Source organism: Arthrobacter sp. YD2 (assembly GCF_030410475.1).
Classification (GTDB): domain Bacteria; phylum Actinomycetota; class Actinomycetes; order Actinomycetales; family Micrococcaceae; genus Arthrobacter_B; species Arthrobacter_B zhangbolii.
In genome coordinates this window covers 220,000-234,117 of sequence record NZ_JAUHHB010000001.1, presented here as the reverse complement: position 1 = coordinate 234,117, position 14,118 = coordinate 220,000, and the positions used below count along the sequence as shown (strand labels likewise).

The following is a 14,118-nucleotide window of genomic DNA, read 5'->3' as shown; positions in this document are numbered from 1 at the left end:
CGTTGCTGTGTCCGCGGCGATGCGGTTCAGATAAGGCCCGAGGGTGTGCCGTCCGCGGCAACCTTCATGTTCAGGGCCGCCGGTGCCTTCGGGAGTCCGGGCATGGTCATGACCGCCCCGGTCAGCGCCACGACAAAACCGGCGCCGGTTTTGATGGACAGGTCCCGGACATGGATGGTGAAACCGGACGGTGCGCCGAGGGCCGTTGCGTCGTCGGAGAACGAGTACTGCGTCTTGGCCATGCACACCGGAAGGTGCTCCAGGCCGCGGGCGGCAATCTCATCCAGCCGGCGCCGGGCCGGCAGCGCAAATTCGACGTCCGCCGCACAGTAAATGTCCCGGGCAACTGTGCGGATCTTCTCCGCTACGGGCAGCTCGTCCGGATACAGGAACCGGAAGTCGACGGGCCGGCCGAGGGCTTCCAGTACCGTTGCGGCCAGCTCATCCCCGCCCGGCCCGCCGCCGCCGTTCGCCCAGACGTCAGCGACCGCGGCACCCACTCCTTCGGTGGCGCACCATTCTCGCAGCCAGTGCAGTTCCGCCTCAGTATCGGTGGCGAAGCGGTTCACTGCGACCACCGGATTAATGCCGAACCGGCGGATGTTTTCCAGATGCCGCCGCAGGTTGGCCGTGCCGGCCTCCAGCGCGGGCAGGTTCTCCTCCGCCAATTGTTCCCGCGGCAGTCCTCCGTGCATTTTCAGTGCGCGTACGGTGGCAACCACCACCACCGCATCCGGGGCGACGTCGGCCACCCGGGACTTGATATCCAAATACTTCTCCGCCCCCAGGTCCGCGCCAAAGCCCGCTTCGGTCACCACAATGTCGGCGAGCCTGCGGGCGGTGCGGGTGGCTATGACGGAGTTGCAGCCGTGCGCGATATTGGCGAAGGGTCCGCCATGGACCAGCGCGGGCGTCCCGGCCAGGGTCTGTACAAGGTTTGGTTTCAGGGCGTCACGCAGCAGCAGCGTCATGGCTCCCTCGGCGCCCAGGTCCGCCACCGTCACCGGCCGGCGGTCATAGGTGTAACCCACGGTGATCCGCGCCAGGCGTTCGGTGAGGTCGGTGAGGTCACGGGCCAGGCAGAAGACGGCCATCACCTCCGAGGCAACCGTGATGTCGAAGCCGTCCTGCCGCGGCACTCCCTGCGCGGGGCCGCCCAGGCCAATGACGATCTCCCGCAGGGCGCGGTCATTCATGTCCAGGACGCGTTTGATGGTGATCCGCCGCGGGTCCAGCCCCAGGGGATTGCCCTGGAAAATCGAGTTGTCCACCAGGGCGGCCAGCGCATTGTTGGCCGAGGTGATGGCATGGAAGTCACCGGTGAAGTGCAGGTTGATGTCCTCCATGGGCACCACCTGGGAGTATCCGCCGCCGGTGGCTCCGCCCTTCATGCCGAGGACCGGACCCATGGACGGTTCCCGCAGGGCGATAAAGACGTTTTTGCCGGCGCGCTGCAGGGCGTCGGCCAGGCCGACAGTGACGGTGGATTTCCCTTCCCCGGCCGGGGTGGGGCTCATCGCCGTCACCAGCACCACCCGCCCCGGAACCCGGTTCCCCGGCAGCAGCGCCGGGTCCACCTTGGCCTTGTAACGGCCGAAGAGCTCCAACGCGTCCTCGGGAATGCCGGCCGCTGCGGCCACCTCGGCAACGGGCAGGAGCCGGGCCGACCGGGAAATTTCCAGGTCCGATGGAACATTGGTGCGCATATGCCGCGTTTCCTTCCGCTGCGCCGGCAACGGATCGCGTTGGCGGCGGGTCATTGGATGGAAGCCAAGCTATCAGCCGGGCAGGCGTGACGCTCCCTTACCGGCTATTTCCGGACCGACCGGCTGGCGAACTGGTCAGCTGCCTCACGGTAGCTCTCTGCGGTGAGCATCGCGGTGCGGCGCCAGCCAAAGGCCTGCGCGTGTGCGGCCGCTCCTTCACCGAGGGCACGACGGCGATCCGTCCCGTCGTAGAGGGCCTCGAGTTCCTCTGCCCAGCGTCCGGGGGCGTGTCCGTTGACCAGCACGCCGCTGCGTCCGTGCCGCACCGCCTTGGGCAGGCCGCCCACGTTGGCGGCCAGCACGGGCGTGCCGCAGGCCTGGGCTTCCAGGGCCACGAGGCCGAAGGACTCGCTGAAGGAGGGTACCGCCACCACGTCGGCGGAGCGGAACCAGTCCGCCAGCTGATGCGGTTGCACGGGGGGCCGCAGCGAGACGGTGTCCTGGAGCCCGAGACTGCGGATCAGCGGAGCCAGGTCAAGGACCTGCGAGCCGCTGCCTGCACCCAGGATGCTCACCCGCAGGGGAATGTCCGGGCGCCGGCGCCGCAGTTCGGCAGCAGCCTCCACCAGGACCTGCGGGCCCTTCATCCGCTGGATCCGGCCGGCAAACACCACGTGGAACACCCCGGGCAGGAATCCCCTGCCGGCCTGCACGCCCGGCCTGCCGCGGGGCGAAAACACGTTCAGGTCCACTCCCGGTGCCACTACGTCAACGGTCCGCGGATCCGCGCCGTACAGGGTTTCCAGCTCGGCGGCTTCGGTGCTTGTGTTGGCGATAAGCCGGGTGGCACCCCGGACTATTTGCTGCTCGCCGTCGATACGGATCTGCGGCTCGGGGGACTCCCCCGGCTGGGCCTGGAGATTCTTGACCCGCGCCATGGTGTGCATGGTGTGCACCAGCGGCAGGTCCCACTGCCGGGCCACGGCCAGGCCGGCTGTGCCGGAAACCCAGTAGTGCGAATGGACAACGTCGAAGCCCCCTTCCAGGAGGAAGGGCTGCGCCTCGGCAACGGCAGTGGCCAGGTCCAGGAAGGGCAGTTGTTCCTTGGGTACCCTGCGAACCGGGCCGGCAGGCACGTGCCGGACCTTCACACCCGGTGCCAGCTGCACATCGGCGCGCTGTTCCGGATCCGTGGCGCGGGTAAAAATCTCCACTTCGGTGCCCGAGCGGGCCAGTTCAAGGGCCACTGAACGGACGTAGACGTTCATGCCCCCGGCATCGCCGGAGCCGGGCTGCTCCAGCGGGGAGGTATGAAGGGAGAGCATGGCCACACGTTTGACCTGGGGCACTTTGCTCCCTTCCATCCTGAAATCTTCTCTATCGACTTTATAACGCCGCGGGCTTCAGCTTTGTTTCCTGTCGGCTAAAACACGTCCGCCGGGCACCTGCAGGTGCCCGGCGGTGCCGGTGCCCGAGCGGATCGGATGGCGATGCACTCCTCCTACTTCGCGGAGTGGAAGTAGTGCAGCAGCAGGTGCCCCTGTTCCCCGCGCAGCGCCGCGTCCAGTCGTGCGTCGTGGACCGCGCTGGAACGCAGGTAGGAACTGTGCAGGCGCTTCAGCATTGAATACACCTCCTTCAGCGGGTGATGTCGGACGGGCGGATGTTCTGCCGGGAGGGTCACAGCCCGTGGTTCAGGCAGCAGGCCGGCATGCGAGGTGGACGTGAAACTGGTTTCGGGCATGGCTGTACTGGGCAGGGGATATTCAGGCACTGGATTCTCCAAAAGGGGAGCCCAAAATGGGCAGGGGAAATAAGGAAAAGGAAATGTCGGAAAAGAGACAGGAGAAAGCCGGAAAGGCATCGACTATTTACGTCAGGGCGATTTGCGGGAATACATCCCGACCAGGACGCGATGATGCCTTCAGGAAAAGGCCTGCCTATTGACCGCGACGCCCGGTGCCTGGCTTCTCCGTGCAGAGCAGCCGGAGGGCAGGAAGCGGGGGTGGCCGGAAGCTGGAGCTATCCGGTGCGGGCCGTGCAGTGAGGGGTAAGGCGGCGGCGCTTAGGCGGACACAGCCGGCCAGTGGCCAGCAATAGACCGGTGCGCGGCGTAGAGCCGTCCGGAAAGAACCGAGGACGGTGCCCACGGAGCCCGGAACCGCGGCCGGAGGTTATGACCGGCAACGCCGAAGCCGCCATTAATGTTCATATTCATAACTCTCCACCTCCTGTTCGCGGGGACCTGGATACTTCGGGTCTCTTAACGGTTTACGGTTCTGCCTGGGGCGGGCTGCAAAAGTGCCCGCAAAAGAAAGGTACAACAGTTTTCCCGGCCCTGCCAAGTACTTTTTAATAATTCTTTGGAATTATTTCTTAAACCGGGGCGGGCGGGCCGGGAGAACCTGCAGGTCAGAGGTTCCAGCCGACTACGGCAGGGGTGTGCTTGTCCCAGCCGAGGGTGCAGACGGCAGCGGTGCTGAGGGCAAAGTGGCGGCCGAATTCCGGAGGCAGTCCCAGCCAGCGGGCGGCCAGGATGCGCAGGAAGTGCCCGTGTGCCACCAACAGGACCTTTTCCACCGGGGTGGCCTCCGGATTCCGGTCCATCTCGGTTCCGGAGCCGGCCTGGACGGCGGAAATGATGCGGTCCGCGCGCTCGGCCACCTGGGCCAGGGATTCGCCGTTGGGCACCCCGTCCTTCCAGATCAGGTAGCCCGGGTTCTCTTCGCGCACCTGCCGGCTGTTGCGGCCCTCATTGTCGCCGTAATCCCACTCGTGGGCGTGGGGAACAATCTCCGCGTCCGGGTAGCCCACCAGTTCCGCGGTCCGTCGGGCGCGGATCAGAGGTGAGGTGAGGACCCGGTCAAAACTCACGGGTCCGATCTTCTCCAGCGCAGCCCTGGCCTGGGCTTCGCCTTCGGGCGTCAGTGGAATATCCGTCAGTCCGGTGTAGTTGCCCTCACGGCTCCACTCGGTTTCTCCGTGCCGCAGGAGCCATAGGCGGGGCAGCCGGGTCCCGGACGGGGTCAGGTCCGGTACTGCCGGTCCGAAGTTGTCCCCGTTGCTCATTTATTTGTCCTTCGCGTTTGTACCTGATCCATCCTGCCCCCGCAGGCTTTCTTTTTCCGTTGTATCAGGTGACAGGCCAGTATCCTGCATTGAGCTCTCCGGTTGTGCGGACCACCACGTCCGGAGCAGCTCGGCGGCTTCCGCCTCACTGCGCGGCCCGTTTTCCATCCGTTCCTCCAGAAGGAACCGGTAGGCGCGGCCCACCACGGGCCCGGGACTCACGTTCAGCAGCGCCATGATGGCCTCCCCGTCCAGGTCCGGACGGATGGCAGCAAGTTCTTCCTGTTCAGCGAGCGCGGCAATCCGCTGCTCAAGGTCGTCATAGGCGAACGCCAGCCGTTCGGCCTTGCGCCGGTTCCGGGTGGTGACGTCGGAACGGGTCAACCGGTGCAGGCGCTCCAGCAGCGGCCCGGCGTCGTTGACGTATCGGCGCACTGCGGAGTCGGTCCAGCCGGCGTCGCCATACCCGTAGAAACGCATGTGCAGTTCCACCAGCCGGGCCACCGACTTAATGGTGTCGTTGTCGAACCTCAGCGCCTTCATCCGTTTGGCTGTGAGCTTGGCGCCCACGGCGTCGTGGTGCAGGAAGCTCACGGAACCGGACGGTTCAAAGCGCCGCGTGGACGGCTTTCCCACGTCATGCATCAGTGCGGCAAAGCGCAGCACAAAGTCCGGGCCGGGCACTGCGCCGTCGGCATCCGTTTCCAGTTCGCAGGCCTGGCGCAGGACGGTCAGGGAGTGCTGGTAGACATCCTTGTGCCGGTGGTGCTCATCGATCTCCAGTTTCAATGCCGCCACCTCGGGCAGCACATGCTCGGCCAGGCCGCTCTCCACCAGCAGGTCCACACCGGTCCACGGTGCCTTGCCGTTGATCAGTTTGGTCAGTTCGTCGCGCACCCGTTCCGCGGAGATGATGCCAATCCGGCCGGCCATGTCCCGCATGGCCTCAAATACCTCCGGTGCCACCTGTACCTGCAGCTGCGAGGCAAAGCGTGCCGCCCGCATCATCCGCAGCGGATCATCGGAGAACGACGTCGACGGCGCACCCGGCGTCCGGACCATGCCGGCGTGCAGGTCCCGGGCTCCCCCGAAGGGGTCCACCAGTTCCATGGACGGCAGCCGCAGCGCCATGGCGTTCATGGTGAAATCCCGGCGGAACAGATCGTCTTCAAGTTTGTCGCCGAACGCGACGGCGGGTTTGCGGGAGGACGGATCATAGGCGTCGGCCCGGTAGGTGGTGATCTCCACCTGGAACCCGCCCTTGCGCATGCCGATGGTGCCGAATTCGCGGCCGATTTCCCAGAATGTGTCAGCCCAGCCCCTGATAATCCGGATGATGTCATCCGGTCGGGCGTTGGTGGTGAAATCCAGGTCCGGGGAAACCCGGCCCAGGAACAGGTCCCGCACGGGTCCGCCGACGAGGGAAAGCTCATAGCCGGCGTCCTCGAAACGGGTGCCCAGCTCCGGGATAACGCCGGGCAGCGGGGACTTTAAAGCAGAACTATCAAAAAGGTGCGCCATAGTGCTTTAAGCGTGCCAGATAAAACGGCGGGGACCGACAAGGGCACCGGGTTCCCGGGCGGACACGCCGAGGGTTCCCGCTTCCTCTCCGGCAGCCTGCCCAACAGTCATCATCCCCGGGGAAAGATCGTTACAGTGGGAGTATGGCCCATCCCGTACCGAGCGCCCCCAAGCGGACCCCATTGACTGCGTCAATGGGTGGCCTCGGTGCGCATTCGGTACATGCTCCCCTGCCCACGGTCGAAGAGGTCTCCGCCGGCGGCATCGTGGTGGACACCGCCGATGAACAGCTGCCCGTGGCCATCATTGCCCGGCTGAACCGCGGCGGACGGCTGGAGTGGTGCCTGCCCAAGGGACATCCCGAAAACGATGAGGACAACCCGGCGGCTGCCATCCGGGAAATCGCCGAGGAAACCGGCATCGATGGCCGGATCCTTGCTGCACTGGGCAGCATTGACTACTGGTTCACCGTCAGCGGGCACCGGGTGCACAAGACCGTGCACCACTACCTCCTTGAGGCCTGCGGCGGACACCTGACCATCGAAAACGATCCGGACCATGAAGCCGTGGACGTTGCCTGGGTTCCGCTGGCGGAACTGGGCCGCAGGCTTTCCTTCCCCAATGAGCGCCGCATCGCGGACCTCGCCCGGGAGATCCTGCCCCGCCACCTCTGAACCCCGCCGGTTCGGGCGGGCCGGTTAAGGCAATCCGGACCGGAAGTGAGAACATAGGGTCACGATGGCCGAAAAGAATATAGCCCCCAGTACTGCGCGTTCCAGCGCGGTCATGGCTGCGGGGACACTGGTATCCCGAGTCCTGGGACTGGTCCGCACTGCCCTGCTGGCAATCGCCATTGGCAATACCGGGCTGGTCACCGACATCTTCAGTTCAGCGAACGTGCTGCCGAACTTCATCTACCTGATGGTGGCCGGCGGTGTGTTCAACGCGGTGCTGGTTCCGCAGATCATCAGGGCCAGCAAACGCCCGGACCGCGGATCCGAGTACGTATCCCGGATACTCACGCTCTGCCTGCTGGTGCTGGGCTGCATTGCCGCCCTCGCCACGCTGGCGGCGCCACTGATCCTTCCCCTGGTCACGGCGCTGAACCCGGCCCAGCTGCCGCTGGCCACCACCTTCGCCTACTGGCTCTTCCCGCAGATCTTCTTCTACGGCGCCTACGCCGTCATCGGACAGATCCTCAATGCCAACGGCCGGTTCGGCGCCTATATGTGGGCTCCCGTCGTAAACAACATTGTTGCCATCGCCGGACTGCTCATCTTCATTACCTTCATCGGCCGCGAAGAGACCTCCTCTTTCTCCCCGGAAACCTGGACCAGCCAGGCAACCATCCTGCTGGCCGGAAGCACCACCCTGGGCATCGTGCTGCAGGCCGTAGTACTGCTGATCCCGCTGCGCCGGCTCCGGCTCGGGCTGCGTCCGTCCTTCGGCCTGCGCGGGGTGGGGCTGCGCCAGACCGGCAAGGTGGCCAAGTGGACCATCCTCACCATGCTGATCGGCAACGGCGCCTATCTGGTCTACACCAAGGTGGCGACCATCGCCTCCTCCGCCCGGCCTGAATACCAGGCCATGGGACAGGAGATTGCCGGGCACCTGAACCTCGAGACGGCCTCAATGCTGTACATCATTCCGCATTCGGTCATCACCCTTTCGCTGGCGACGGTGCTGTTCAACACCATGTCCCATGCCTACGCGGAGAAGGACTACGACGGCGTCCGGGCCACCCTTTCGCAGGGCCTGCGGGCCATCGGTGTGGCCACCGTTTTCTGCTCCGCGGTGCTGATAGTCCTCGCCGGGCCCATCAGCATCTGGTTCAGCGGCGGCTCGAATGTTTCGGCAACACTGCAGGCACAGGTCCTCGTCCTCCTGGCCTGCACTGCCCCCTTCCTCAGTGCGACGTTCCTGATGAACCGTGCGTTCTACGCCAATGAGGATGCAAAAACCCCGCTGATCATGCAGGTCATCCTCTCGGCGTTCGGTGTGGCCCTCGCGCTGGCCGCTGCCAGCCTGCCCGCGGACACGATCATCTTCGCCCTCGCCGTGGCGTACTCGCTGGGCAATATTGCCGCCGTCGTCGTCAGCCACATCTTCCTTACCCGCCGCCTGGGCAACTATGGTGCGGCCCGGGTCTTTGATGTCCACGTCCGGCTGGTCGTCGCCGCCCTCGGTGCCGCCGCCGTCGGATCGGCGGCGCTGCGGATGATGGGCGGTTATGCTGTGGACGGTTTCGCGTGGCAGTCACTGGGCGCGGCCACTGTGGTCATGCTGGTCTGCGGGGTGCTGATGGCCGGAACGTACTACCTGATGCTGCGCTGGCTGAAGGTCACCGAACTGGATGCTTTCCTCAAACCGGTCCTTGCCAAAATCCGGCGGACTGCCTAAAGTGCCGACGCCGGCATTCGGCGCGGACGCGGGTAGCATGGGAACAAAGCAGGCAGTTCAGGGCTGCGGCAGACTGCCGCGTACCGTGTCCGTGAACGAACATCCATATACGCAGTTGTCAGCTCGGCTGACGCAGTCTTATTGCCGTTTTCATGGGAGGAACACGTGCCACAGTCGGTAGACGTCGGTTCAGTGCTGGGCGGACGGTACAAAGTGACCGCGCAGGTGCTGGCCTCAGCGGAGCAGGACCTCGTACTCGATGGTGTGGACCAGGTCCTCAACCGTTCCGTCAGCATCCTTGTGGCTGCCCCCGTTAACGCCAGCCAGGTCTCGGCCAGCGCCCGCGAAATTGCCACGGGTGAGCGCCACGGCAATGTCCAGGTCCTGGATCTCGGTGTCAGTGACGGCCGCACGTACCTCGTCACCAACAACGCCAACGCCGCTGATCTGCTGGACCTGGTCATCGAGCGCAACGAAGCCCCCTATGTTGAACCGTTCTTTACCGACACCCTGGGCTCGGAAATCTTTGGCATGCCCCGCTCCCGCGAACCGGAGACGGTCGAGGATGACCGTTATGTGGAGGAAAAGGCACCCCGTAAACCCCTGATCAGCGGCGGGCACATGCCCAAGCTGCCCCGCTTCGGCCGCAGCGGCGCAGCGGGGGGCGCTCTCGGGGGTGCCGAATCCGCTGCCGCCCAGCGTGACCTCGAATTCGGCGAAGCCGAAGACGCACCTGCCGAGGCAGCCACCGGCGGCGCAAATGTTCCCCCTCCCCCCACCAGCCGGCCGGGCGCTTACACGGCGCGCACACCCAAGGTCACCAAGTGGGAGGACGAGGAGCCCGTAGAGGCTCCGGCCGCTGCGCCCGGCGTCCGTTCCGCCTCGAACTTCCCGAAGTCCGCCCTGGCCGCGGGCAACTACGACTCCGATTATGAGTACGGTTCAACCGACACCGACGACGGCGATACCGGCTATGCGGACGACGACGGCGACGGCAGCGAGGACCGGAAGGACAACCGCAAGTCCGGCCGCGTGCTGATCGGCGCCATCCTGAGCCTGGTCCTGGTGCTGGCCGTGGTCCTGGCCGTCAGCCAGCTCGGAAAAATGGGTGAGCTCTTCAGCTCCACTCCGGAAGCCGGATCCGCCACCACCGCACCTCCTTCCGAGGCACCTGCCCCGGCGGAAAGCGAGGCAGCGCCCGCCGCTGCCCCGGAGATCGCCGGCATCACCCGGCTGGTCCCCGGCAATGAGCTGCTGGACTCGGCCAATGACGGTGCCCTGCCCCAGATCGTTGACGGCAACCCGTCCTCCTACTGGTCCAGCTACGTCTACGCCAGCGATACCTTCGGCGGGCTCGCCCCGAGCCTGGCACTGGTAGTGGATCTGGGCACTGAATCCGCGGTGAACGAGGTGAAGATCACCCAGCTCAACGGCACCGGCGGAAGCTTCTCGGTGATGCTTAATGACACACCGGACCTCGAAGGTGCGCGGACGGTAGCCCAGACGGGCTTCACCGGTCCCACCACCAGCATCCCGGTGCCTGAAGCTGACGGAACCGCCGCCACGGCGCGCTACGTCATCGTCAACTTCACTCAGCTGCCCCGGCTCAACGGCGTCCAGGCCGCCTACCCCTGGGGCCTGCGGATCGCCGAAATCGGCGTGTCCTGACCCGCATGGCCAAACCTGCTCTCCGGCAGTCCGGGAGCAGGGCCTGAGCATGTCCCCGGCACCACTGCCGGAATAAGCTGGACCCGGCAGTGGTTGTGCCGGGTGATCCATATGGAGCGGTCCCGCAAGGGACCCCGTCCGCAAAGTTCAACAAGGAAGAGGTTCACCGCCCAGTGAGCACCGCAAACTCCGTCGCCACTGACGGCTCTGCTGCCGGCAACGTCCGGGACGTCATCATTGTCGGTTCCGGACCCTCCGGTTACACCGCTGCCATCTACACGGCCCGCGCCAACCTCAAACCGCTGGTGATCGCGGGTTCGGTGACCGCCGGTGGCGAGCTGATGAACACCACGGATGTGGAGAACTTCCCCGGTTTCCCCGAGGGCATCATGGGCCCGGACCTGATGGCCAATTTCGAGAAGCAGGCAGCCCGCTTCGGTACGGAAATCCTCTTTGAAGACGTCACGAATGTTGAGCTTGAGGGGGATATCAAGCGGGTAACCATCGGTACCGGTGAGACCTTCGAGGCGCGCGCCGTCATCATCTCCACCGGCTCCGCGTACCGCGAACTGGGCCTGGCTGATGAGAAGCGGCTCTCCGGCCGCGGCGTCAGCTGGTGTGCCACCTGCGACGGCTTCTTCTTCAAGGGACAGGACATCGCCGTCATCGGCGGCGGCGACTCAGCCCTCGAAGAAGCCCTCTTCCTCACCAAGTTCGCTGCGTCGGTGACCGTGGTGCACCGCCGTGACAGCCTGCGTGCCTCCAAGATCATGCAGGACCGTGCCCTGGCGCACGAAAAGATCCGGTTCGCCTGGGATTCGGAAGTGGCCGCCATCCACGGCGAGGACAAGGTCACCGGCCTGACCCTGCGGAGCACCAAGGACGGCACGGAGTCCGAACTGAACGTCACCGGCGTGTTCGTGGCCATCGGCAACGATCCCCGCGTGGACCTCGTCCGCGGCCAGCTTGAACTCACCGAAGAGGGCACCATTGCCGTCCTCGGCCGCACGTCCAAGACCTCGCTGCCGGGCGTCTTCGCCGCCGGCGACGTCATCGATCCCACGTACCGTCAGGCCATCACCGCCTCCGGCTCCGGCTGCGTGGCCGCCGTCGACGTCGAACACTACCTTGCCGACCTCGGCGACTCCGTGCCCACGGCTGCGGAGGTTCCCACCCCGCCGGCCGAGGCCGTTTCCGAACACGCAGCCCTTTAGTCCCGTTCCTCGTAAGGAGAGCAAAATGAGCAGTGCAAAAGCAGTAACCGACGCTTCTTTCGGTACCGACGTCCTGCAGGCGGACAAGCCGGTCATCGTGGACTTCTGGGCCGAATGGTGCGGTCCGTGCCGCATGCTGTCCCCCATCCTCGATGACATTGCCGCCCAGTACAGCGAGAAGGTGGATGTGGTGAAGGTGAACGTGGATGACAATCCCGCCATCGCCGCCCAGTACGGCATCACCTCCATTCCCGCCGTTTACGTCTTCCAGGGCGGTGAAGTGGCTGCAACGTCCATCGGCGCGAAGCCCAAGCAGGTCCTGGAGCAGGAATTCGCGGCCTTCCTGAAGTAAAGACCAAGAACCATGCACGGCGATAGCCTGCGGAGGCTGGATGCCAGCCGGCGCGTAGTGACGCTTCGTGAAGCGTTGCTGCGCGCCGGCGTCACCCTGTCCTATCTGGCACCGGATTCCGTTAACGACCCCACGATTTTCGATGACCACGTGGATGCCGCCGTCCGAGCCTTCCAACAGAGCCGCGGCCTCATTGTGGACGGCGTAGCGGGCCCGGACACCCAGCGGGCGCTGCAGGAAGCACAGTTCAAGTTCGGGGACCGTACCCTGAGCCACATTGAGGGTTCCCCGCTGCGGGGCGACGACGTCGCTGAGCTGCAGCGCCACCTTTCGCACCTGGGGTTCTACTACGGGCATATCGACGGCAGTTTCGGTGTACGCACCCGCTATGCCGTTGCCGAACTGCAGCACAACCTGGGCCTGCCCGGCAGCGGCGTCTGCGACGGCGACACCATGACCGCCATGTCCCGGGTCAACCGAGCCATTTCGCCCAGCCAGGCGTTTGCCCTGCGCGACTACGAGCGGCTCGACCGCTCCACCGCTGCCCTGCGCGGCAGGCTCATATCCGTGAACATTGGCCGCTCCGCGCTGGCCTCCCCGCACACCGCCGAACGCCTCAGCGGGGAACCGCTTACCGAGCAGCTCGTCACCACTGACATAGCCGGCCGGGTGGGACGCATTCTCAGGGAGTTCGGCGCCCGGCTGGTTCCACCCGTGTCCGAAGTGGCATCCGACTCCCCCGGAGCCCGGTCAGGTGTGCCCAGCCTTAACCTGGATATCCACTGCGACTGGCTGGACCAGCAGCCCGCCTCCGGCATTGCCGCCTACTACTGGGGCCTGCCGGGCACGGGCGAGGCTCGCTCCCCCATCGGGCACCGCGCCGCCGTACTGCTGATGAAGGAACTTAGCGCCCGCACCGACATGGACAGCCTCGGGGTCCATGCGCGGACCTGGGACACCCTGAAGGTCCCCGGTGTTCCGTCCGTGGGACTGGATCTGGGCTACCTGAGCAACGCGCACGACGCCGAGCGCCTCGCCGATCCGGTGTTCCGGCAGACGGTGGCCGATTCCATTGTCATTGGTATCCAGCGGCTGTACCTGCTGGAGGAAGAGGACCAGCCCACGGGCACCCTGGCCCTCGATGACGTGCTCAAGTTCAACCCCATGGAAGACGCCGATTCCCGGCGGGTTTCCGGCCTCTGATCCCTCTCCTCGCGTTTCAGCCGGCTGCAGGCGCGCACTCCTAGGCAGAGACCGCTATCTGCCTCAGCGCATCGACTACCTGCCGGACAGCCGTCCGGTGGAGGGCCTCGGGCCTGCAGAGGATGTCCACGTGCCTGGCCAGGGGCAGGTCATGGATCGGTTTGAGCACCACACCGCTTCCTTGCCGCGGGGATGCCGTGTGGCGGGGCATCAGCGCAATGGCGGAACCCGCCGCCACGATTGCGGCCGCGATGAAGAATTCATTGATCCGGTGCGTGATGTTGAGCGGTTGCCGCGCGTGAACGGCAATAGCCTCCAACGCCGGCATGAGGGGAAATCCGTCCTGGACTGACACCCAGTCCTCATCGGCCAGGTCACTGACACTGACGCTCGGTGCCCCGGCAAGCCGGTGACTGTCCGCCATGGCGACATCCAGGGGTTCCCGCAGAAGCGGAAGGACACTGATCGATTCGGGCCAGGGACTGGTGTGCTCGAGGCGGTGCGCGATCACCAGATCGAAGTCGGCAGCCAGGGCCGGGAAGCTTTCCTGCCCCACGTCGCGGTCATGGCAGATCAGCCGCGGGCTTCCTTCTGCGGACAGGGCGTGGAGCAGGGGGCCGAAGAAGGTAAGGCCGGCACTGTTGAAGGCGGAGATCCGGACCGTCCCACGGGGGTTCTGCAGGTAACCCGCTACTGCCTGTTCGGCGGTGCTCATCGCAATACTGATGTCCACGGCCGCACGCGCCAGTGCCTCACCGGCCTCGGTGAGGACGAGGTTGCGTCCCCTGCGTTCGGTCAGGGGAACCTCCGCGCGACGCTGCAACGCGCTGAGCTGCTGGGAGACGGCCGACGCGGAGACATGGGACGCGCGGGCGACGGCGGCGAGGCTGCCCCGCTCGCCCAGCTCGCGGAGAAGTTGCAGCTGATGAAGATCCATAAGCAAAGGCTAAACCTATCTTTCAGAAGTTGCCCTCTAGTCTTACGA

The 14,118-nt window shown here is 65.5% G+C and carries 12 protein-coding genes; 6 read left to right on the top strand and 6 right to left on the bottom strand.

The window, feature by feature from the left end; genetic code table 11:
* Window positions 1-26: 26 nt before the first annotated feature.
* From QWJ37_RS01200 to QWJ37_RS01180, 5 genes are all read right to left on the bottom strand, one after another.
* Window positions 27-1,706: a formate--tetrahydrofolate ligase gene (locus tag QWJ37_RS01200; RefSeq protein ID WP_290243462.1), complete on the bottom strand. Its 1,680-nt coding sequence runs from the start codon at window positions 1,704-1,706 to the stop codon at window positions 27-29.
* Window positions 1,707-1,810: 104 nt separating this feature from the next.
* Complete coding sequence (mshA, locus tag QWJ37_RS01195) at window positions 1,811-3,055, bottom strand: D-inositol-3-phosphate glycosyltransferase (protein WP_290244816.1); 1,245 nt, start codon at window positions 3,053-3,055, stop codon at window positions 1,811-1,813.
* Window positions 3,056-3,207: 152 nt separating this feature from the next.
* A complete protein-coding gene (locus QWJ37_RS01190; RefSeq protein ID WP_227928140.1) occupies window positions 3,208-3,480 on the bottom strand; it encodes a hypothetical protein in 273 nt (90 codons plus the stop codon).
* Window positions 3,481-4,118: 638 nt separating this feature from the next.
* Complete coding sequence (locus QWJ37_RS01185; protein ID WP_227903103.1) at window positions 4,119-4,775, bottom strand: histidine phosphatase family protein; 657 nt, start codon at window positions 4,773-4,775, stop codon at window positions 4,119-4,121.
* On the bottom strand, window positions 4,776-6,296 hold the full coding sequence (locus tag QWJ37_RS01180; protein ID WP_227903104.1) for a CCA tRNA nucleotidyltransferase: 1,521 nt from the start codon (window positions 6,294-6,296) through the stop codon (window positions 4,776-4,778). It lies immediately after the preceding gene.
* Window positions 6,297-6,490: 194 nt separating this feature from the next.
* Between QWJ37_RS01180 and QWJ37_RS01175 the strand changes: the two genes are divergently transcribed.
* The 6 genes from QWJ37_RS01175 to QWJ37_RS01150 all read left to right on the top strand — a co-directional run bounded on the left by QWJ37_RS01175 (window position 6,491) and on the right by QWJ37_RS01150 (window position 13,133).
* Window positions 6,491-6,970: an NUDIX hydrolase gene (locus QWJ37_RS01175; protein WP_227903254.1), complete on the top strand. Its 480-nt coding sequence runs from the start codon at window positions 6,491-6,493 to the stop codon at window positions 6,968-6,970.
* Window positions 6,971-7,034: 64 nt separating this feature from the next.
* Window positions 7,035-8,696, top strand: coding sequence for a lipid II flippase MurJ (locus QWJ37_RS01170; protein WP_227903105.1), 1,662 nt, complete (start codon window positions 7,035-7,037; stop codon window positions 8,694-8,696).
* A gap of 165 nt (window positions 8,697-8,861) precedes the next feature.
* A complete protein-coding gene (locus tag QWJ37_RS01165) occupies window positions 8,862-10,364 on the top strand; it encodes an ABC transporter substrate-binding protein (protein WP_227903106.1) in 1,503 nt (500 codons plus the stop codon).
* A 173-nt stretch (window positions 10,365-10,537) separates the two neighbouring features.
* Window positions 10,538-11,578 carry a thioredoxin-disulfide reductase gene (trxB, locus tag QWJ37_RS01160; protein WP_227903107.1) on the top strand — a complete coding sequence of 347 codons (1,041 nt, stop codon included), beginning with the start codon at window positions 10,538-10,540 and terminating at the stop codon, window positions 11,576-11,578.
* 25 nt (window positions 11,579-11,603) lie between these two features.
* Window positions 11,604-11,930 carry a thioredoxin gene (gene trxA / locus QWJ37_RS01155; protein ID WP_227903108.1) on the top strand — a complete coding sequence of 109 codons (327 nt, stop codon included), beginning with the start codon at window positions 11,604-11,606 and terminating at the stop codon, window positions 11,928-11,930.
* Window positions 11,931-11,942: 12 nt separating this feature from the next.
* Entirely contained in the window at window positions 11,943-13,133 is a 1,191-nt protein-coding gene (locus QWJ37_RS01150; protein WP_227928134.1) for a peptidoglycan-binding protein, read from the top strand.
* 40 nt (window positions 13,134-13,173) lie between these two features.
* Here the strand turns inward: QWJ37_RS01150 and QWJ37_RS01145 are convergent, their stop codons facing one another.
* A complete protein-coding gene (locus QWJ37_RS01145; protein ID WP_227903110.1) occupies window positions 13,174-14,070 on the bottom strand; it encodes a LysR family transcriptional regulator in 897 nt (298 codons plus the stop codon).
* Window positions 14,071-14,118 lie beyond the last annotated feature (48 nt).

Coding starts and splice junctions, on each gene's coding strand:
- QWJ37_RS01200 (WP_290243462.1), bottom strand. CDS start 1,706: ATGCGCACCAATGTTCCATCGGACCTGGAAATTTCCCGGTCGGCCCGG.
- QWJ37_RS01185 (WP_227903103.1), bottom strand. CDS start 4,775: ATGAGCAACGGGGACAACTTCGGACCGGCAGTACCGGACCTGACCCCG.
- QWJ37_RS01180 (WP_227903104.1), bottom strand. CDS start 6,296: ATGGCGCACCTTTTTGATAGTTCTGCTTTAAAGTCCCCGCTGCCCGGC.
- QWJ37_RS01175 (WP_227903254.1), top strand. CDS start 6,491: ATGGGTGGCCTCGGTGCGCATTCGGTACATGCTCCCCTGCCCACGGTC.
- QWJ37_RS01170 (WP_227903105.1), top strand. CDS start 7,035: ATGGCCGAAAAGAATATAGCCCCCAGTACTGCGCGTTCCAGCGCGGTC.
- trxA (WP_227903108.1), top strand. CDS start 11,604: ATGAGCAGTGCAAAAGCAGTAACCGACGCTTCTTTCGGTACCGACGTC.
- QWJ37_RS01150 (WP_227928134.1), top strand. CDS start 11,943: ATGCACGGCGATAGCCTGCGGAGGCTGGATGCCAGCCGGCGCGTAGTG.
- QWJ37_RS01145 (WP_227903110.1), bottom strand. CDS start 14,070: ATGGATCTTCATCAGCTGCAACTTCTCCGCGAGCTGGGCGAGCGGGGC.